Genomic DNA, 19,388 nt, shown 5'->3' on the forward strand with positions numbered 1-19,388 from the left:
TTGTTCTATTCACAAGGGAGAAAATATCGAAGCTTTGATTGCGGTATCAGGAGTCACCCTAATCTATCTACCTCCTTACTCTCCAGACTTTCACCAATTGAGAATTGTTGGTCAAAGATTTAAGAGTATTCTGCGTTCTATTGGCGCGAGAAACTATCCTGATTTACTCAAATCTCTTGAAGATGCTTTTAATAGTCTTTCTACTTCAGATTTTCAATCTTGGTTTACTCATTCTTGCTACTGTACCTCACTAGACTGAAATTTGCTATATTATTTTAATGTTGGTAATGCTTTTAGATTACTAGGCTTGTGGCGGGTTTGATCAGAATTCGCTGTAAAAACCATAAATTACAGATGACGCTTTGCGCCAACCATAAATTTTGTAAGGGGAGATGACCATATTTCTATCATCAGGATGACTGCATTGATTGCGGTTTCATGACAACATCTATAGTAGATATCCTGTTTTGCTTGAGCGTTTGAATGAAATCTCTTGACCGTTTACTAATTGTTGATGATGTGCCAGACAACCTATTTCTTGTTCGCACAATTCTCGAAGACGAGGGATACGAGATCATCACATCATCAAATGGTCATGACGCTTTGAAGATTATTGAGTCAGAGCCACCAGACTTGGTTTTGCTGGATGTGATGATGCCCCTGATGGATGGCTATGAGGTGACTCGCCGTATCAGGGCAATGAAGGATTTGCCATTTATTCCGATTTTGCTAATTACAGCTTACGATCGCGCTAATGCGGTCAAAGGCTTAGATCTTGGTGCAGATGAATTTATTCGTAAGCCGATTGAGGCTGATGAACTATTAGCAAGGGTGCGATCGCTGCTACGTTTAAAACATAGTATTGCGGAGCGTGATCGCATTGATCGCCAAAGACAGGATTTTGTCTCACGCCTAACCCATGATCTAAGGACACCCCTAGTGGCGGCGGATCGGATGTTGGGACTGCTGCAAGATGGGGTATTGGGAGAGATATCGCCAGAAATTCGTGAAGCATTAACCATCATGGGGCGCAGCAATCATAATTTGCTGGAGATGGTCAATAAGCTTTTAGATGTCTACCGTTATGAATCGGGTAGTAAGACAATTAATTTGCAACCGTTAGACTTGAAAGAATTGCTTAATCAAGTTGTGCAAGAACTGAAGCCGATCGCTATTTCTAAAAATTTAGAACTTACGGCTGATCTTGATGATATCGTCGCGGTCAAAGGCGATCGCCTAGAACTACTGCGCGTATTTAATAATTTGATTGGTAATGCCCTTAAATTTACCGAATCTGGCAACGTTCATGTTAGCTTAAAATTAGAGGAATCCGAGGTAGTTATTGCGATCGCAGATACGGGTGCAGGGATTTCATCAGATGAGCAACCATTTTTGTTCCAAAGGTTCCGCCAAGGCAACCATCAAAAACAAGGTAGTGGCTTAGGTTTATATCTATCGCACTATATTATCAATGCCCATAATGGCAAAATCTTAGTCAAATCTCCTAACCTAGACTCTCAACAAGGTTCCACATTCTTTGTGCATTTGCCAACCATTACGTCATGAGCAACCTTCAACTTCATTATGATACGCTCCTCAGTCATTGCAGTAACCCACTCGAAGCGATCGCCCTCTTGCGTGAATATCGTCCTTATTTTGAGCTAATTCCTAGCTTACGCCGTCCTAGCGATAGCTTGATCTCAATTCCATTCCCAGTTGTACAGCTTACTAGCCCCAACTTGACCCAAAGCCACATGCAGTTGGAATGTGATCTTGCTTTGATCATGTGTGACCCTGACTGGAAAGTCAAAACTGGTCAAGAAATTTTTGTGTTTATCCATCGTCCTAATGAAGACTATTCCGCTCTATTAAAACGTTGGCGACAAGTGGAAGTCACGCTTGGGGAAGAATATTATTGGCTATTACCTTGGAAGCATCGCAGTATTATTAGCGATCGCGGTGAATATCATTATCCTCTCTTTGTCACGCTTGACTATTCACCAGCCCGCATTGCTAAAGGTTTAGCAGGTGCATCATTACCTCATGTTAGAGCCTTGACTCCAGAGATCGATCCTCCGCCTGATATTGAAGAAAATCAACAAGATCAAATTTACGATTCAACTAGCTAGAAAATGCGACGTACCTTGTGTTGTGGTATCCAAAGGGCTGTAGGATGTTACTACAGACAGGATTACGTACCCTCTGTAGTAGTTTTACTAGAGCAAATCAATGGCTTCCCAACTGCGTGTATATGTTCCACCCCATCCCATTATTCGGCATTGGCTCACGATCGCACGGGAGAAACATACTCCAGTTCCCCTATTTCGGACTGCGATGATTGAGATGGGTAAATGGCTAACCTATGAGGCAGTTCGTGAATTTTTACCTGTACAAGAAGTAAATGTCGAAACTCCCTTAGCAACTGCATCAGGACAATTGATCGATGGTTCCATTCCTTTAGCCTTTGTCCCCATTTTACGCGCAGGGTTATCCATGCTCGAAGGTTGTCAAAACCTATTGCCCACAGCAAATATTTACCATCTTGGGTTAGTGCGGAATGAAGAAACCCTTGAGGCTAGTTGTTATCTCAATCGTTTACCAGAGAGATTTGAACCGCAGACACGCATTTTCATCGTCGAGCCGATGATGGCTACGGGCGGCTCGATTATTACTACCCTGAAAATGTTAACTGAGAGAGGAGCCGATGCTTCCTTGATTCGGATTATTAATGCGCTCTGCGCTCCTCCAGCACTGCAACTAATCAATCAACAATTTCCTGATGTCCAAATTTATTCAGGTTGCATTGATGAAGTTGTGAATGAGAAAGGATGGATTGTCCCCGGATTAGGAGATGCAGGCGATCGCTCCTTTGGAACTGAGTAAATGAAAAGACCTCGCATAGCGAGGTCTTTTCGTTAAACTGGAACTTTAATATTGTCTTCCCATTTACGAGGTGGACTGGCTCGACGAATATTTCTCCAGATTTGGGTTGCCGCCACAGTCCCATCAGCAACAGCAATCGACACCTGATTCAATCCTTTCTTTAGGTCACCAAGCGCAAATATGCGATCATGGCTGGTCTTTGCCATTTCATTCGTAACTAAATTCTGCCCGTCCCATTCCAGTCCTTCAATGCCTTTAAGGTAATGGTTATGGTAGACGGAACCCATACCAACTAGACCTGTTGTCGCTTCCACAATTGTGCCATCGGTTAGTTCCACGCCACTCAGTTTGTGATTTTCTCCGTGAAATTTGGCGATCGGGGCTTCATACAAGGGATAACCATGTTCCGCTAATTTTTGTTTCATGGTGTCACTAACTGTACATAACCCATGGGTCAGCACAGAAATATAGGGCGTAAACCAATTTAAGACAAAGGCTGCACCAATTTGCCCTTCTGTATTTGCAATCAAAACTGCCTTTTGATCCCACATGTCATAGCCATCACAAATCATGCAGACATGTAGTGTATAGCCTGCATAATCATAGACATTCTGCATGTCTTCCAATTGCGGCAAATTGTCCATGATTCCCGAAGCGGCAATCACATACTTACTGCGAAATATAGGATAAATACTATTAGTCTTACCGACTTTTACTTTCACCGCAAAAGTTTCTCCTTCATCGGTTACTTCTTCTACATAACCACGGAGATGATCGGCTCCCCACTCCAAAGATGTTTTCGTTCCATGATTTAAAATGTCGCGTCCGGGGGTGTGCGGATCGAGTCCAACATAGTTACGCAAATCTTGCATCCATAGCGATCGCCCTTTACCTTTTTCGATCACTAAGCATTTAAGCCCATAGCGAGCTAAATAGATCGCCGCCGATAGCCCACCCATACCGCCGCCCACAACGATCGCATCATAGAGCGTATCAAGGCGTTCATTTAGATTTTTGCTAGAAAGTTTCATAGCCACCCCTTTAAATTAAGTACGCAAGAATAGCTATTCTCTTAATGTGAGAATAGCTATTCTTAAAAATTAGCCAACAAATGCTAAACGTGGTGCAGATACACCTGTAGACTCAGCACCTTTGAGATAAGCCAACATTGTGTCAGCATCAGAAACTTCAAAAGGATCGGTAGGACAGTTATCAGAGAAACCGGGTTCTACAAAGATCTTTTCAATTTTGCAATCATTAACCAACATTGAATAGCGCCAAGAGCGAAGTCCAAAGCCAATATTAGACTTATCGACTAGCATTCCCATCTTGCGAGTAAATTCGCCAGCACCGTCGGGCAACAAGAATACATTCTTAGCACCGACTTCTTTGCCCCATTTGAACATAACGAAAGCATCGTTAACAGATACACAGATAACTGCATCAACACCTAATCCCTTGAACTCTTCATAAAGTTCTTCATAGCGAGGCAAGTGGTTAGATGAGCAGGTAGGAGTGAATGCACCAGGTAGGGAGAAAACTACTACTTTCTTACCAGCAAATAGATCTTGAGTAGTTTTGTCTTCCCAACGATAAGGGTTAGGTCCTTCTACGGACTCATCGCGTACACGAGTCTTAAAAACAACGTTTGGTACGGTTTCGATAGCTGCCATATTTTTCTTTGGATTTGATACTTATCTGAACAGATTTAAGAATAATTCTTATTTACAAATTAGTCAATAGCCATAATTACTTTATTCTTATAAAAAGTTTAATAAATTTGTGATTCCTAGGTAGAGATGATATAGTAGCGATCCAAGTAACTAAACATGCTAGTTACTTAGAAAATTTTTTAAAAGTCGATCGCTAAATTTTCAAAACTGCAAAGTTAGTCCGCAAGGACTTAAACAGGAAATTTTCGGCGAGAATCAGGAGAAAGTTTATATGCAGAAGCAAGCAGATCGAGTTGTACAAATCTTGAAATCTAAGGGGCTACGGGTTACTCCTCAGCGCTTTGCTGTCTATGCAAATTTACTCGATCGCCAAGATCATCCTACTGCTGAGCAGATCTTGAGCGATCTCAATCAAAATGCGCCAACTTCTTCTCAGGCCACGGTTTATCTTTCACTTCAGACTTTGCGTGATGCGGGGTTAGTACGAGAAGTATTACTAGAGCAGGGGGTTTGTCGCTATGATGCAAATGTGGAGCCGCATCATCATTTCCGGTGTAGTTGCTGCGGTGAGATTGAGGATATCGTGTGGAATGCCTTTGAGGGCTTAGGCTTTCAGCAAGTCCGTTCAGGTTTAAAGGTCAATAGCTATGAAGTCACTGTCAGTGGTGTTTGCGATCGCTGCCAAAGCTAAAAAAAGGATTGAGGAGTTACCCTCAATCCTTTTTTAATCTTCTTCTGGTGTCAAATCTCCCATAAAACCCTCAGATCGCATTTCATCAGGCGTAACTAGTCGTTCTTGATTAAACGTATCTTCTTCACTTTCATCTAAATCTCCAGCAGGGAGATTACTAGAGCGTAAATTTTCTTGATACAACTCTGAAGGCGATCGCTTCTTACGGCGGGGACGACCAAGGGATTTTAAACCAGCTTTAAAGCCAGCAAAGGCACTTTTGGTAGCGATGGTCGCATTAGAAGCCCCTTGGCGTACCCCTTTAATTCCATCATTTACTTGCTTCACAGCCTCACCAGCATTTTTAGCACCTTGATTGAGTTCGTCGCTTAGCTCACTTAGTTCCAGCCCTGTCATCCGAATTGCTTCGAGTGTTGCTGGCAACTCCCGCGTTAAGGTGTCAGCCAAGCGAATAATACTATTGGCAGCTTTTGCCAATTCCTGAAAAGCAGGGATAGCCGTTAGCAAAAGAATCGTCAGACAAACGACTACCAATAAAAATGACAAACCTAGCAGAAAGATCGCTTCTGACATAATTTCCTATAGGTGCTTACTCTTTAAAGACTGGTGTAAGGGCTTATTCTTCATCGACAATAGAGTTTTCATCTTCAATGATTGAACTACTTGATGAAGAACCACCCATTGTTATTGCTAATTCTTCTTGGAGCCTACGACTAGCCTCTTGTCCTGTGGCGATCGCCTCCTGTAAACGGACTAGTGCTTCGTCGATAGTGCGTTGCGCTTGCTCAGTAAAGCGATCGGCCTGATACTGCACATTAGATCCTAACTCTTCGGCTAGTTGGGGTAAATCTTGAGCCGATCGCTTCAACACTTGACGAGTTTCTTTGCCTGATCTTGGTGCAAATAAAACACCTACTGCCGCGCCGATCGCAGTACCCACAATCAATCCACCGAAAAATTTACCTGCGCCGCTTGACATTATGATTACTCCCTGACGACTTGCTGGCTGACGACCTTTTGTTTGACTTGCCGTTTGGTTTGTTATTTAGAGAGTTTGACGCACCTTTTGATGCTCCTTTTCGCGACTGTTGCCAACGACTCCCTAAAAAGGATACACCACGCGCAAGTACAGACAGTAATTTGCGAATTTTTTCTAGCTGACTGTGTAGTACTTGGTATTGCTCGCGCACTATACCAACTCCACCACGCGCAACTTCAAGCCCAGGTGTAGATCCCTGTAAGCCATTTTCACAAGCTTCTGTCCAGCCATCTACAGTCTTTACAGTAGATTGGAGTGCATTGCGAAACATCCAGACCTGCCATGAAGCACATAGCAGTCCTACGCTAAGTATTAACTGTAAGGCGATCGCAATCCAAATCATTGTTTTTTAACAAGAACTCGTAGAATTTTTAAGCAACAATTCTCATTATAAAAATTGTTTTTGATCAAAGTTAGTTTTCGGCTGACTTCGATCAAAAACAATTTTAGGGTTTTCAGTGCCTGCGGCACTGAAAACCCTAAAATTGTTTTCATAGTAAGAATTGCTGATTTTTAAAATTTGTAATATCGGGAGAAGGTAACATATGCTTCATTTTTTGCATTCTTACCCGTACAGAAAGAACTTTTCTTACTGAGTGATTATACTCGTTCCCCACCTAAGCATCGCACAGACAATTCTTAGGTGGAAAGCGAATAGCAATTAAGTAGCTAGGCTTAATTAAATATATCCCCCCAAACATTTGGCATACACTCAGTGTGAGCCACATGTTTGGACTCTGTTTTTTAATTATGCTTAATAACCATAAAGTGAATGCTAAAAATTAACGCTAGAAAAGCATGGTGACAGAATATGTCAGCAAAAGCCATGAATCCAAAAAAGGAACTCAAAATTTATTAAACTCGTCTCACAATATATAAATAAGTTATATTGGCAATTGATTGAGATGCACACAACAAAGTTGTCTAATAGTTCAGTGACACTTCTACACCCACACCCCTACCTGATCGTTCATGCAGATGAGGGGCAGCAAATGATTCCACTTATAAACGCAGATTTCTGGACAATTGGGAGGGGTTACGACAACTCAATTGTATTAACAGATAAATGGGTTTCACGCTATCACGCCACATTGCAAATCGTGGGAGCGTCCAAAAATGATGGCTTTGAATCCTCTATGAAAGGAGATCCCAAGACTCGTAATACTAATAACGAGTCTGGCAGCTTCTACCTAGTTGATTTTGGCAGTCGCAATGGTTCCTTCATGCGTGGACAAAGGATCACCTTTCCCATTTTGTTGAAAAGTGGCGATCGCATGACCATCGGCAAAACAGATATAGATTTCTTCTCGCCACATAAACGCGAACCTCATCGCCCTACTACTGAGCATATGCGCCTATTTCAGCAGCCCACGGCTCCTGTTTCTCGCACTACGCTTACTCCTTCCGAAGAGCGAGTTTTTTGGCAAGTTGTCCAAGGCTTTACGAATAAAGAAATTGGCAAACGTTTACAAATCAGTCCAAGGACGGTGCAGACTCACCTTAGCAGCATTATGACTAAGCTGAATCTGGAGAATCGCTCACAGATTGTGCGCTATGCCTTTGAGCAAAGTTATCGACCTACCAGTAGTGACAGTACCGATAACACCGATGGCAGCAGTAATTAAACCTGAGGGAAGGGTAGCGGCTCCTTGTTACCACCATTCTCATTATGAAACCGATTTTGGTGTTTCCAGCGCCTTCGGCGCTGGAAACACCAAAATCGGTTTTTTGAAAGTCCACCAACGGCGGACTTTCAAAAAAAAACGATTTTTATAATGAGAATTGCGGCCTTGTTACCCTTTGCTCAAAATAGGAATTATATCAATTCACAAAAGTGTAGCGAAACTTTTGTGAATTACAAACGATATCCCTGTAATGATTTTAAAAACATAAGATGGCTACACTATTTTATGTTTTGGTACTAAATATTAAGAAAGCTCTTTCAGGTTAACTTCTTGAGCTTTTTTTATGTCTAGAATATATAAATCAGCGTTATTTTATCCAAACCCATTAAAACATGCTCGATCTCAAAGTAATTCTGCCAATCTTGACCATCTTGTTTACAGTCAGTTGTTTGTTCTTCGGCACTCGTAACGGCTTTTACGACACCGATAAATATCATGGTAATGGCTCGGCTCATTAAAAAATAAGGCGGCGCGATGCGCCGCCTTATTTTTTGTTTGTGTATAAAAATATGCGGTCAATATGTTAGGCTAGAATGTCTAAAAGCTAACACCTTCAGGAAATATGGCGATCGCCATACATTGTACTCAGAGACTACTGAGAAACGGAAACCGCCTATGCAGTCGATCTGTCTAAAAGTTAAGCATTTAATTTTTTAGATAAGTGGCGAAATTCCAGCAATGGGAACAACTAGGAATGCCCAACCGTGAGGTTGGGAAGCTCGCACTGTAAAGCCTAAATCCAACAATTTGGCATTTAGTGTCGGGTTTATGTCACGTACACCTCAAAACACGTTTAAAGTTTTTATCATGGCACTTTTGCAAGAACGCAAACTAGAAATCTTCTCCGAATATCAAAAGCACCCTACAGACACTGGCTCCTCAGATGTTCAAGTTGCATTATTGACCGAGCGTGTCACCCAGTTGACTACACACCTCAAGCTACACCCTAAAGATTTCTCATCTCGCCGTAGTTTGCTCAAGATCATTGGTCAACGTAAGCGCTTACTCGCCTATGTTCGTAGTCAAGATCGCGCTCATTACAAACAACTAATCCAAAGTCTAGGTGTAAGAGGCTAAACTTCAAAGTCTAAGGAAGACTTGCTTCACACTGTCAAAGAGTGAAAAAAAGAAGCTAAAGTTAAGGAGCAACAGTGAGTAAACCAACCACAGAACGTATTCCTTTTGAGCCAAATAACCGCAATAAAAAAGTAAAAGAGGCTAAGAAGCCTCAACCTACTCCTCCTATAGTTGCGAATAAAAGTAGTGTTACCACCTCATCAAATGTCAAACGTGGTGATTCTCTAGGCATACCTGATGAGGTGAATCGTCGCATAATTCGACGTGCTGCTCTGTTCTGTGGTATTCCCACAGGTTTGGGGCTAACCACATTTATTGTTAGTTACTTTCTAGTTAGCAGACACATACTTGATTTACCAACTTCAGCAGTTGTTTTACTTAGTATGTTGTTTCTAGGAATTGGAGTTGTGGGACTCAGCTACGGAGCTATCTCTGCGTCTTGGGATGAAGGACGGGTTGGTAGCTGGTGGGGCAGCGCAGAATTCAAGAAAAATTTTGGCTACTTATCTGAAGCTTGGAAAGCCCAGAAACAAATAGTCAAAACTAATAAAAAATAAAAACAAAGTAAAATTAAAATAAAAAAGAGACTCGCTTAGCGAGTCTCTTTTTTATTTAAGTACTCGTTGCAAAATCGTCTCGTGGGTTAAACCTTCGGCAAGAAATGAATCAACGATTTGGAGTCTTTCGGGTAAGCCAATGATATAGGTATTACCAGTAGCACCTAACGACTCGCAGGTTGTTTGGACTGCTAATAATTCCCGACCTGTTAAGCGTGTGAAGAACGAAGTAAGAATCCCCGCCTCTAAATAGCCTGTCGGTAATGTGTTGCCAGTTATAGCGCGCACGTAGGGAGAGTTGTAGGTTTTAATTAGAATAAAACCTTGGGCTTGATATTGAGGGTCGAATTCAAATTTTCCCCAGCCATGGGTTTGCCAACATTCCTTTAAACTTTGAATGAAGGTAATCATATCCATTTCGGCAAGTGACTGTGAATAATATTCTTCAAGCGATTCGGTAAAGCGGGTATAGAAGTTTTTTCCCCACCACTTGCCACAATTAAACAGAACTAATCTTGATGCTTGACCAGTTTCTTTGGCTAGCCCTGCATAAAGTGACGAGATTAATGTTTCTGGAACTGCGATCAAGCGATCGCCACGTCGATTTTCTAGCAGTCCAATTTCTAGATCACCTTTGACATAGGAGTTATAGTCAAAAAAGTTAGAAGGGATGCGATTTTCCTTGATCAGATCGGCGACAGAAATCATAGTGGTTTGTCTCTAGTAGATGAGCGTGACTTGGGCAGCAGTAATCAAAGGCTGGATCAGGGCAAGTTGCGAGGGGCTGAACTGTTGACGTAATCCTTGGTTGAGCAGTTTGTAGAGAGTTTCATTGAGACGACGCATATCACGCATAGACATGACCCCTTCCAACCAATTAAGCAATCTTTGCTTTAAAAAATTTTCATCATTGAGTAGCATCGCCATCGAGCTATAGCGCAACACAAGGATTAAATTTTTAATCCCAGTTTCCAAATCTGCATCGGTTATACTTGGCAACTCGGCAGGGACTTGGTCAGCGACAGCCTGCAAAAGGTCAATTTCACGATCGCGAATTAGTTTATAAAGTTTTAGGCGATCGGGCAATGAACTAATGTAACTTTCCATTAGTCCTAGCTCATCGGTCGCCAGATAGCGATCTTGTGCTTGGTTAATTAGTTCTTGAATCTGCGGCATTATCATAGTTCTGGTATCGCTTTAGAAGAATTTAGAAATATCGTCAAGAAAGTCTTCAAGGGTTTCATTACTTTCATCAATAGGGTTACTACTAGGCTTGAATTCTGCTGTTGTAGCTGCAATTTCAGGAATCCCTGTCCAAGAAATTGCCCGAAAATATTCTCTAACGGACATTAAAAAGCTTAATGTGGGAGCGCCTTTACCATTGGTGTTATTGGTTGATACAGGGGCGATCGCTCGATTTTCCCAATTTACACTCTGCCAAAAACTGCGTAATGGCTGCAAACGCCAATCTGAACTACTCATTTCAGAAATTCTCCATTTCGCAAACGACCTTCGATGTCACGAGTTGTCGCTCCTTCGTTGAGCCAGAAAGAAGCGGCATCAATGCGATTTTTGCCGCCGAGCAGGAATTTACAGTAGTTTTCGCCCATTGAATAGCATTGAATCTCAATGCACTCAAGCTCTTTATTAACTAAGTGCGTAAAGAAACCTGAAAATAAACCTGCATATAGGTGACAAACGGGTTTGCCAACGTCACCAAGGCTTCGAGCTACAGCCGAGTCAAACACACTAATAAACATAAAGCCTTGTTTGCGATCGCTCATATCTACCTGCCAGCGTCCCCAACCCTGTGATGTAAATGGCCACCACCAAGTTTCTAGCAAGAAAGGCAAATTAGTTTGACGAATACTCCGACCAAAATCACGCTCAAACCATTTTGTAAAAAATAATGCATCTTGCAACCCCCACTCGCAACCAATCGAATACATGACAGCAGCCGAAGCTTCTCCAACTTCATCTTCTAATCCTTCCTGTAACCCAATGATAAAATCTTCACTGGTAAGAATATTTCTGGAGCCATTCCAGTCTGTAATGATGCCTTTCTCAAGATCAGGTTGAAAAAAATCTTGCAGACTATAGTGATTATTTTTTCTTTTTGCTCTGGTTGAGCTATTTGGACGATCTACAGCAACGGTCATAAGTAAATACTCCTATCCAAAAAATTATTGAATTCAACGCTAGTCTTGAGAATAAGCAACTGATAATTATATAGATTAAAAACTGGCTTTTGGCTTTAATCCAGCTATTGATCTAGGCTATTGGTCTAATTTTCTACTCAAAGACATCGGCTCTTTTCGTGTTTGCCAATTGTTCACCAACACTGAAATTGGTATTTTCTAGTTGACGAACAACCGATCTCGTAATTAATTGTCCAACTTCAACTAATGTCTGACCAGTAATTGGGCTAAGCAATGGTTTTTCGCAACGTCGTCCAATTAAAGCTTCGATATCTTGAATTGATTGAACATACATACCGACTGGTAGTTCAACGACAATGCCCTCGCCCATAACTTTAGCTTGACAAGCAAGTCTAGAGTTAGGTTTGCAAGTAGTGATGACCTCTAAGGTGCGCTGCTCTCGTTTACCCATCGGGCTAAGCGAAGACATACCATCTTGGATATAGACATGGCAAGTCGCACACATGCCACGACCACCACATTCTTTTAAAATACTCAGCTCGTCTCCCATTAAGCCAGACAGTAATGCACCATTCGTTGCAATATCTGCTACTTGGGCAATAGGCTCAATTCTTACACGCTTAGCCATTATTAGCTTGCCTCTACAATTGTTCCCCTTAATATTAAAGATCAGTTTAGCTTATTTAAGGTGTATGCGTAGAGTAGTTCCCGCCAAATTGCTTACTCTAATGCGATGCAAAGCATCGCATTAGAGTAGGATTTGTCTCTGCCGATCGCTAAGACAGTCTTGTTCTAGCATTTGATCGAAATTACGAATTACTTGTTTGCAACGTTTTATATAAGCAGATACCCATGCTTGAATTTGTTGAAGTTGCTCTGGTGTACAGGCGATCGCTGTTTGTTTTGGATGTGATATTTGCCCACTGCGATCAACTTCAAATTCGGCTAACCAAGATGAAGTCGGACGAGTAGATTTCCAATAATTTGTAACTACGACTTTACCTAAATATTGGGTTGTGAAGTGACTTAGTTTATTTAAGGCAGATAAAAGTTCATCTAACTTATACTCTTGCGGGTCAGTTTTCGCTGATACTGGCTTAGTAGGACTATCAGTAACTTTTGCAGGGTTATTGTTAGCTACAGCCCTATTCGTAGGTGTTGAGATAGAAGATGTGGCAGCAGATGTAGGAGGTGTTTTGGGTTTATTTGTGTTTGATTGAGTCTGTACTGTATTGCTTACAGTTGAGCTAGCTCTCAAGTTTGTATTGCTTGCAGTCGTACTTGCTCTTGTACTGGGGATCGCATTTGGTTGTTTGTCAGGTTGAGATCTTGCGTTGCCTGAGCTAAGGGATGTAGTAGCCGCAATGTCCTCTGACTTGGTAGGAGCAACGGGGCTAGTAAAACTCTGTGTTGTTGATGGCTCTTGACCTATTGCTTGAGTATTTGCAGTAGCCACATTGGACTTCCAATTTGCGCTTGGTAAAGAATGCTGAGTTACTGATCCTAATAAGAGCTTAAAGTATGCGACTGTGTTGTATGTATCTGTTTCAATCAAATACTTGATTTTGGCAATACCCCGTTTATAGTCAACCACTTTAAGGTCATTATCTGTAAGTACTAGTAGTACTAGCCCATGCGTTAACTTGTAAATAAAAACAACATGACCAGCAAAGTGAAACTCAAAGGATTCAAATCCTTCTGGTACATTCTCAACAACTTGCAGTACTCCTTGACCTAAGGCTTGCTTTGTCCGATCTAATACGGCATCCAGTCCATAGAAATAAGGACGCATACGGCGGTTTGTGAGGGCAATCCCCACAACTCCTGCTAAATGCAAAAAATCTTGAATAACCTCCCGACTCATCTTTTCTCACGCTGCTTCTATGATCGACATACCGTTCACCCTAGACCAATTACGCATTCTCAAGGCGATCGCTGCTGAGGGTAGCTTCAAACGCGCCGCCGATAGTCTTTATGTGTCCCAACCCGCCGTTAGTTTGCAAGTCCAGCACCTAGAGCGACAGCTAGATGTGCCATTGTTTGATCGCGGGGGCAGAAGAGCACAGTTGACGGAGGCCGGGCAGTTGCTACTTTCCTATGGCGATCGCATTTTAAGTCTTTGCCAAGAAACTTGTCGCGCCATTGATGATTTACAAAATTTAAATGGTGGGACTCTAATTATAGGTGCTAGTCAAACTACTGGAACTTACCTAATGCCGCAAATGATCGGCTTATTTCGCAAGAAATATCCAGAAGTCTCGGTTCAACTCCATGTTCATTCTACAAGGCGAACGGCTTGGAGTGTTGCCAATGGACAGGTGGATTTGGCGATAATTGGCGGCGAAATTCCTGCGGATTTACTAGACTCTTTAGAGATTACACCCTATGCCGAAGATGAACTAGCGCTAATTCTACCAACTTCACATCCCCTTGCTCAGGTAGGAGCATTGCCGATTGAAGAGTTATATAAGTTGCAATTTATCACCCTTGATTCGCAATCAACTATTCGTAAAGCGATTGATCGAGTGCTACTCGATAGTAGTGTTGATCCACGTCAGCTAACGATCGCTATGGAGTTAAATTCAATTGAGGCAATCAAAAATGCAGTACAGGCTGGTTTAGGAGCAGCATTTTTGTCGATAACAGCGATCGAAAAAGAGTTGCAAATGGGTGCTTTGCAGCAAGTCCGTATTGATGGAGTCGTAATCAAGCGCATGTTATTACAAATTCGTAATCCTAATCGTTATCGGTCAAAGGCAACGGAAGCGTTTTGTAATGAAGTCTTACCAATATTTCGGGAAAAGACTCAGTAAAATGGCTTCTTCATGCCCCTTTTACCTTTTAGGCTCTTTTACTTTTTAGGCTCTATGGCGATCGCGATACAATGAGAAACCTAGCCTAAATTTTTACTTTTACCTTTTACCTTTTTACTTCTCACCATGAGCTATTTCCGCCCCGCTATTGATGCAATGACTGGCTATGTACCTGGGGAACAGCCGAAGACTGGAATCAAAGTTATTAAACTCAACACTAACGAGAATCCCTATCCTCCATCGCCCAAGGCGATCGCAGCTTTGCAAAATATTGATGGTGATTCTTTGCGGCGTTATCCTGACCCTTTCGCCCATGAGTTTTGTCAAGCAGTAAGTGATGCTCTTGGTGTGCCTACGGATTGGGTAATTGTGGGTAATGGCAGTGATGATGTTTTAAATATTTTGATCAGGGCTTGTGCTGAAGAATGCGATCGCAAGGTGGTCTACCCCATGCCTACCTATGTGCTTTACCGCACTTTGGCAGCGATGCAGCCAGCGGAAATGGTTGAAGTTCCCTATGGTAAAAATTTTCAATTGCCGATTGAGCAACTCGTAGCTGCCAATGGCGCAGTAACTTTTATTGCTTCGCCCAATAGTCCGTCGGGACACATCGTACCGCTTGATGATTTACGTCAATTGGCAAAAAGAGTTTCAGGTATTGTGGCGATCGATGAAGCCTATGTCGATTTTGCGGAATACTCGGCTTTGCCCTTGGTGCAAGAATTTGGCAATGTAATCGTATTACGCACTTTGTCCAAAGGTTATTCTCTCGCAGGGTTGCGTCTAGGTTTTGGTATTGCAAATCCCAAGCTGCTATCAGGATTATTTAAGGTTAAGGATAGCTATAACATTGATGCCGTAGCAATCGCTGTGGGTACTGCGGCGATGCGCGATCAAGAATACAAAAATACGAATGCTGAAAAAGTCAAAATTTCAAGAACTAAACTTACTTTAGATCTCAAAAATCTCGACTATACAGTTCTAGAGTCACAGGGTAATTTTGTGCTTGCCACTCCACCAAAAGGTAACGCTGAAGAGATCTATTTAAAGCTCAAAGAATCTGGCATTTTAGTCCGCTATTTCAACCAAGCAGGGCTAGCTGATAAGCTTCGCATTACCGTTGGTACTGATGAACAAAATCAAGCTCTAATTGATCTATTGACGTTAATTGGTTAAGTGATTGTAAACACAATTAACCGTTGTCTATAAAAATGGAGAATAGGAGGCTCGAACCCCTGACCTCTGCGGTGCGATCGCAGCACTCTACCAACTGAGCTAATTCCCCAACAGGCTATATATACTAGCATATTTGATAAAAAAGGCGGCGCAATGCGCCGCCTTTTTTACTTGTTAGATATTGGCGATCGCGCTTCATCGTTCATCAAAAAGCGCGTGATCTTCTGCTCGTATCCTGAGCCATCGGGAAACTCAACCATTAGCACAGGATTTTTAATATTTTCAGATGGGATCTGGATCATATATACATAATCACCATTATGAAATTCAAAATAATTTCCTTGGTTAGGATTGTAAGTTTTTGCAGTAACTGTTACCCCCTTAGTACCATTTTTATTCACACTGCGATAATACCGAGGTTGAGAAATATCTTTAGCATCAGCACAAATATAGAGAGCGTAATCCTTAGTCTCTGCATAGGCAAGAATTCCCCCAGTACCTTCACAGGTTTGGTCATTGATTAGTTCATCGGTTAAGCCAGTAGTTAACTCCCCCGCGATCGCCTTGTTTACATTTATTCCAGAACATACCGACAGAGACAAACCTAGCAGTGCGGTCGTCAAGGATTTTTGGAAAATAGATTTAATTAAACGCATCTCAAAACCTCATACTTTTGCAATTAGCAAGTGCAGAGATGCTCGTTGCCCAAACATTACTGTAACGATACTGAAAACCTTTGTAATCAGCTACTTAGCCTAATACCAAAAGACAAAATGGCATAGCCATTTTGTCTTTTAAAACCCCTTACTGGAATGATCCACATTAAGATGAAGGCGCAATGCGCCTTCATTCTGATCGGGAGAAATTGCTATAGTTAATCCCAAAGACTTGACATGCATTCACTATGACCACGAGCTTCACCAACAACGAATCAACATTTCAAAAGATCGTGCGTCTTTTGCGTTGGCACAAACCCGCAGGAAGATTAATTTTGATGTTGCCTGCGCTGTGGGCAACAGTAGCAGCAGCCAAAACTCAACACCAATTACCGCCCCTTGATTTATTGGGTGTGGTGATCCTTGGCAGCTTAGCCACTAGCGCCGCAGGCTGTGTAATTAATGATCTCTGGGATCGTGATATTGATCCGCAAGTCGATCGCACTAAAAATCGCCCTCTAGCTGATCGCTCTTTGTCGATCCAAGTGGGAATCGCAGTTTTATTAGTTGCGGGACTATGTGCGTTTTTATTGTCAACCTACCTCAGCCCCCTTAGTTTTGGGTTATGCTTTGCCGCCGTACCTGTGATCGCCATTTATCCTGCTTGCAAGCGCTTTTTCCCAGTACCACAACTGGTTTTATCGATCGCTTGGGGTTTTGCAGTACTGATTCCTTGGAGTGCAGTTACTGGTGGACTTGATCGCCATGCTTGGGAACTATGGATAGCCGTGATTGCTTGGACAATGGGTTTTGACACAATTTATGCTATGAGCGATCGCGAGGATGACCTTAAGGTTGGGGTTAAGTCTAGCGCCCTCTTTTTTGGAAGATATGTAACATTTGCGATCGCCATATTTTTAGCGATCGCCCTTGGATGCTTGGTTTGGTTAGGTTGGGAGATCCAACTTGGTTACGCACACTACTTTGCCTGCTTGACGGCAGGAGTAGTATGGATATGGCAATGCAATAGACTAAATCAAGCTGAAATTCCTAGCGAGTTATATCAAAAAGCCTTTGGTCAAAACGTCTGGATCGGCTTTATTATCCTAGCGGGAATGCTACCATCAGCTTTAAGCATCGGCTAAGAGAGCTTAACTACACAGTCTCATACTCCTGATGCATGATGTCTAGCTAGCCTCAGTCTGTTAGTATCTAAGTTATAGATAGTAGAAAAAATACATGAGTAATATCAAAGAGAAAATCCTAGAAGAAGTACAACAAGCCAGAGAAACCTGCGAAGTTAGCGGTACTGGTTCCAAAGAATGTGCAGCTGCATGGGATGCAGTTGAAGAACTCCAAGCTGAGTCGTCACATCAAAAGCAATCAAAGGGTAAAAATTCCCTCGAAGTTTATTGTGACGATAATCCTGATGCTGCTGAGTGTCGCCTTTACGAAGATTAATTGCTAAAAACTTGATAAGTAACTAAAACCTTTGCCCTACGCTGCGCGTACACCAAAGGTTTTAGTCCTTTATTAAAAAAAGGGGGGCGCTTTGCGCCCCCTTTTCCATGTTTGATATGAAACACTAAAATTTGTCTCTAAGCACGCAAATTTACAAGATTGTCAGTTACATTTAGAGTAAGGGACGCATGATTAAAGAAAGAACTGATTTTTAGTAACATGGTGAAGCCGCGACACTAAAAATCAAGTTATTTATTTAATCGCAGAGCCTTAACTTAGTTTAAGCACCTGTAAAGTAGCAAAACACTCTGGAAATATGGCAATTTTCAATGAGAGAATTGTATTGATGTGGGACATCTATAGTTGCTAGAGAAATTTGTAGCTAATTGGGAATAGGGTATGACACAACTAAGCGTTATGGACTTGGCAAAGCAAGGCGATCCCCATGCGATCGCGGCTTTGATCAATCGATCGCTAGCATCTAAAGGCATTCATGCAGAAGCTGAGCTAGAAGCCCAATGTCTTAAAATTTCCTTACAAGCAACCCAAGTACCGAATCAAAAAGCGGTTGTAACAATTATTCATCGGGGTATGATCGTTTTACAGGTCAAGCAAATCAAGCGTGTCAAAATTTTGACCTACCGCTCTGATAATCACTACTTAGCTTGGCAACATGAAATTGATCTAGAGCATGATCTAGGCGACGAACCCAAACAATCATTACCAAAGCCACAGATTGCCAAGGATACTAACGTCGAGCAGGTTCAAAATATGGATCTTGTCAGTAATCCCAAAGGAGTCATCCTCGTGCAGAAGTTGTCTCAAATTCAGCAGAACCTCCAAGAATATCAAGATATTATTGTGCGCTTTACCGATGAGCAGGTGGGTACTGTGCGTTGCTTGACTACACTCACAGAATTAATTCAGGTAATAAGCCAGCCAAGTTTTTTATTTGCGGCGGTGGCTTCTAATCCTAATTTACGAAGCTTGCTTGATACGATCGCCGAATCTAGTAAGACTGATCAGCATGGCGATCAAGTAATTACAAATCTATCGATATTGCAACCCGGTCAACAATGGCAAAAAGCCAAAATCCGTCTAGTTACTAAGATCTTTTTAGAACCTGCGGATCTTGTCCAAGATCAAGATGAGCCAGAAGTCCCACACCAAGGCATCACCTTGGACTTGGCAGAAAGCAAGCCTGAGCCTATTACTGATAACGAACCAGAGCTAGATTTAGCTAGCGCTAGTCCAGAAATTCCTCCAGATCATTCTACCAATTCAATAGAGAATCTAGACTCAGAATCCAACTTGGCAACAGCTACAGCAAGTTCTTTATTTGATGATTTTCCAGAAACATCATCACCAAGGTTTGAAGAGAATCAGTCAATTCCAGAATCTAGCCTAAATAATAATGGAGATTCAATTACCGCAAATTCTTTGTTTGATGATTTTCTAGAGCCATCACGCTTAAGTTCTCAACCCGTGCAAATCATTAATGATATAACTGAAAACTCT

General features: G+C 41.9%; 25 protein-coding genes, 1 tRNA gene and 2 pseudogenes. 15 read left to right on the forward strand and 13 right to left on the reverse strand.

The window, feature by feature from the left end; genetic code table 11:
- From B9G53_RS27340 to upp, 4 genes and pseudogenes are all read left to right on the forward strand, one after another.
- Window positions 1–259 (forward strand): annotated as a pseudogene (locus tag B9G53_RS27340) (IS630 family transposase); the annotation flags it as partial.
- A 224-nt stretch (window positions 260–483) separates the two neighbouring features.
- Window positions 484–1,566, forward strand: coding sequence for a cell wall metabolism sensor histidine kinase WalK (locus B9G53_RS11095; protein ID WP_094532144.1), 1,083 nt, complete (start codon window positions 484–486; stop codon window positions 1,564–1,566).
- Window positions 1,563–2,129, forward strand: a complete 567-nt coding sequence (locus B9G53_RS11100; protein WP_094532146.1) for a hypothetical protein — start codon at window positions 1,563–1,565, stop codon at window positions 2,127–2,129. Before B9G53_RS11095 ends, B9G53_RS11100 begins: the two co-directional genes overlap by 4 nt.
- A gap of 100 nt (window positions 2,130–2,229) precedes the next feature.
- Window positions 2,230–2,883, forward strand: a complete 654-nt coding sequence (upp, locus tag B9G53_RS11105) for a uracil phosphoribosyltransferase (RefSeq protein WP_094532148.1) — start codon at window positions 2,230–2,232, stop codon at window positions 2,881–2,883.
- Window positions 2,884–2,915: 32 nt separating this feature from the next.
- Here upp and B9G53_RS11110 read toward each other — a convergent pair whose 3' ends face one another.
- Window positions 2,916–3,914 carry an NAD(P)/FAD-dependent oxidoreductase gene (locus B9G53_RS11110; protein WP_094532150.1) on the reverse strand — a complete coding sequence of 333 codons (999 nt, stop codon included), beginning with the start codon at window positions 3,912–3,914 and terminating at the stop codon, window positions 2,916–2,918.
- 69 nt (window positions 3,915–3,983) lie between these two features.
- Window positions 3,984–4,556: a peroxiredoxin gene (locus B9G53_RS11115; RefSeq protein ID WP_094532152.1), complete on the reverse strand. Its 573-nt coding sequence runs from the start codon at window positions 4,554–4,556 to the stop codon at window positions 3,984–3,986.
- Between the two features lie 271 nt (window positions 4,557–4,827).
- On the opposite strand from B9G53_RS11115, the gene B9G53_RS11120 reads away from it, so the two are divergent.
- Window positions 4,828–5,247: a Fur family transcriptional regulator gene (locus tag B9G53_RS11120; RefSeq protein WP_094532154.1), complete on the forward strand. Its 420-nt coding sequence runs from the start codon at window positions 4,828–4,830 to the stop codon at window positions 5,245–5,247.
- A gap of 33 nt (window positions 5,248–5,280) precedes the next feature.
- On the opposite strand, the gene B9G53_RS11125 is transcribed toward B9G53_RS11120, so the two are convergent.
- From B9G53_RS11125 to B9G53_RS11135, 3 genes are read right to left on the reverse strand one after another with little or no spacing between them, the layout of a single operon-like run.
- Window positions 5,281–5,820, reverse strand: coding sequence for a DUF948 domain-containing protein (locus B9G53_RS11125; RefSeq protein WP_094532156.1), 540 nt, complete (start codon window positions 5,818–5,820; stop codon window positions 5,281–5,283).
- 43 nt (window positions 5,821–5,863) lie between these two features.
- Window positions 5,864–6,226, reverse strand: coding sequence for a YtxH domain-containing protein (locus tag B9G53_RS11130; RefSeq protein ID WP_176453180.1), 363 nt, complete (start codon window positions 6,224–6,226; stop codon window positions 5,864–5,866).
- Window positions 6,207–6,629, reverse strand: a complete 423-nt coding sequence (locus tag B9G53_RS11135; protein ID WP_094532160.1) for a hypothetical protein — start codon at window positions 6,627–6,629, stop codon at window positions 6,207–6,209. Before B9G53_RS11135 ends, B9G53_RS11130 begins: the two co-directional genes overlap by 20 nt.
- A 562-nt stretch (window positions 6,630–7,191) precedes the next feature.
- On the opposite strand from B9G53_RS11135, the gene B9G53_RS11140 reads away from it, so the two are divergent.
- The 5 genes from B9G53_RS11140 to B9G53_RS11155 all read left to right on the forward strand — a co-directional run bounded on the left by B9G53_RS11140 (window position 7,192) and on the right by B9G53_RS11155 (window position 9,605).
- Window positions 7,192–7,911, forward strand: coding sequence for a LuxR C-terminal-related transcriptional regulator (locus B9G53_RS11140; protein WP_094532162.1), 720 nt, complete (start codon window positions 7,192–7,194; stop codon window positions 7,909–7,911).
- Window positions 7,895–8,062, forward strand: coding sequence for a hypothetical protein (locus tag B9G53_RS28010; protein ID WP_217901560.1), 168 nt, complete (start codon window positions 7,895–7,897; stop codon window positions 8,060–8,062). Before B9G53_RS11140 ends, B9G53_RS28010 begins: the two co-directional genes overlap by 17 nt.
- A gap of 241 nt (window positions 8,063–8,303) precedes the next feature.
- Window positions 8,304–8,429 carry a hypothetical protein gene (locus B9G53_RS28475; protein WP_094532164.1) on the forward strand — a complete coding sequence of 42 codons (126 nt, stop codon included), beginning with the start codon at window positions 8,304–8,306 and terminating at the stop codon, window positions 8,427–8,429.
- Window positions 8,430–8,778: 349 nt separating this feature from the next.
- Window positions 8,779–9,048, forward strand: a complete 270-nt coding sequence (gene rpsO, locus B9G53_RS11150; RefSeq protein ID WP_094532188.1) for a 30S ribosomal protein S15 — start codon at window positions 8,779–8,781, stop codon at window positions 9,046–9,048.
- A 74-nt stretch (window positions 9,049–9,122) separates the two neighbouring features.
- Complete coding sequence (locus B9G53_RS11155; protein WP_094532166.1) at window positions 9,123–9,605, forward strand: PAM68 family protein; 483 nt, start codon at window positions 9,123–9,125, stop codon at window positions 9,603–9,605.
- A gap of 51 nt (window positions 9,606–9,656) precedes the next feature.
- Here B9G53_RS11155 and B9G53_RS11160 read toward each other — a convergent pair whose 3' ends face one another.
- The 6 genes from B9G53_RS11160 to B9G53_RS11185 all read right to left on the reverse strand — a co-directional run bounded on the left by B9G53_RS11160 (window position 9,657) and on the right by B9G53_RS11185 (window position 13,628).
- Window positions 9,657–10,313 (reverse strand): V4R domain-containing protein, encoded by a 657-nt coding sequence (locus tag B9G53_RS11160; protein WP_094532168.1) that lies wholly within the window; start codon window positions 10,311–10,313, stop codon window positions 9,657–9,659.
- Window positions 10,314–10,325: 12 nt separating this feature from the next.
- A complete protein-coding gene (locus tag B9G53_RS11165; RefSeq protein WP_254923630.1) occupies window positions 10,326–10,787 on the reverse strand; it encodes a hypothetical protein in 462 nt (153 codons plus the stop codon).
- Between the two features lie 15 nt (window positions 10,788–10,802).
- Window positions 10,803–11,087 (reverse strand): hypothetical protein, encoded by a 285-nt coding sequence (locus tag B9G53_RS11170; protein WP_094532170.1) that lies wholly within the window; start codon window positions 11,085–11,087, stop codon window positions 10,803–10,805.
- Complete coding sequence (locus B9G53_RS11175; protein ID WP_094532172.1) at window positions 11,084–11,764, reverse strand: V4R domain-containing protein; 681 nt, start codon at window positions 11,762–11,764, stop codon at window positions 11,084–11,086. Before B9G53_RS11175 ends, B9G53_RS11170 begins: the two co-directional genes overlap by 4 nt.
- 133 nt (window positions 11,765–11,897) lie before the next feature.
- Window positions 11,898–12,392, reverse strand: coding sequence for a 2Fe-2S iron-sulfur cluster-binding protein (locus B9G53_RS11180; RefSeq protein WP_094532174.1), 495 nt, complete (start codon window positions 12,390–12,392; stop codon window positions 11,898–11,900).
- Between the two features lie 120 nt (window positions 12,393–12,512).
- The gene (locus B9G53_RS11185; protein WP_094532176.1) at window positions 12,513–13,628 is read right to left on the reverse strand and encodes a hypothetical protein; all 1,116 of its coding nucleotides are present in this window, start codon (window positions 13,626–13,628) and stop codon (window positions 12,513–12,515) included.
- A gap of 19 nt (window positions 13,629–13,647) precedes the next feature.
- Here B9G53_RS11185 and B9G53_RS11190 point away from each other — a divergent pair, with 19 nt between their 5' ends.
- Both B9G53_RS11190 and hisC read left to right on the forward strand, forming a co-directional pair.
- Window positions 13,648–14,577 (forward strand): LysR family transcriptional regulator, encoded by a 930-nt coding sequence (locus B9G53_RS11190; RefSeq protein ID WP_094532178.1) that lies wholly within the window; start codon window positions 13,648–13,650, stop codon window positions 14,575–14,577.
- A 126-nt stretch (window positions 14,578–14,703) separates the two neighbouring features.
- A complete protein-coding gene (gene hisC / locus B9G53_RS11195; protein WP_094532180.1) occupies window positions 14,704–15,753 on the forward strand; it encodes a histidinol-phosphate transaminase in 1,050 nt (349 codons plus the stop codon).
- Between the two features lie 36 nt (window positions 15,754–15,789).
- Here hisC and B9G53_RS11200 read toward each other — a convergent pair.
- A tRNA-Ala gene (locus B9G53_RS11200) sits at window positions 15,790–15,862 on the reverse strand.
- A 58-nt stretch (window positions 15,863–15,920) separates the two neighbouring features.
- Window positions 15,921–16,409 carry a hypothetical protein gene (locus tag B9G53_RS11205; protein WP_094532182.1) on the reverse strand — a complete coding sequence of 163 codons (489 nt, stop codon included), beginning with the start codon at window positions 16,407–16,409 and terminating at the stop codon, window positions 15,921–15,923.
- Window positions 16,410–16,657: 248 nt separating this feature from the next.
- On the opposite strand from B9G53_RS11205, the gene B9G53_RS11210 reads away from it, so the two are divergent.
- The 3 genes and pseudogenes from B9G53_RS11210 to B9G53_RS11220 all read left to right on the forward strand — a co-directional run.
- The gene (locus B9G53_RS11210; RefSeq protein WP_094532184.1) at window positions 16,658–17,554 is read left to right on the forward strand and encodes a 4-hydroxybenzoate solanesyltransferase; all 897 of its coding nucleotides are present in this window, start codon (window positions 16,658–16,660) and stop codon (window positions 17,552–17,554) included.
- A 94-nt stretch (window positions 17,555–17,648) separates the two neighbouring features.
- The gene (locus tag B9G53_RS11215; RefSeq protein ID WP_094532186.1) at window positions 17,649–17,870 is read left to right on the forward strand and encodes a Calvin cycle protein CP12; all 222 of its coding nucleotides are present in this window, start codon (window positions 17,649–17,651) and stop codon (window positions 17,868–17,870) included.
- 399 nt (window positions 17,871–18,269) lie between these two features.
- Window positions 18,270–19,388, forward strand: a pseudogene (locus B9G53_RS11220) (hypothetical protein); the annotation flags it as partial.

The organism is Pseudanabaena sp. SR411 (assembly GCF_002251945.1).
Classification (GTDB): domain Bacteria; phylum Cyanobacteriota; class Cyanobacteriia; order Pseudanabaenales; family Pseudanabaenaceae; genus Pseudanabaena.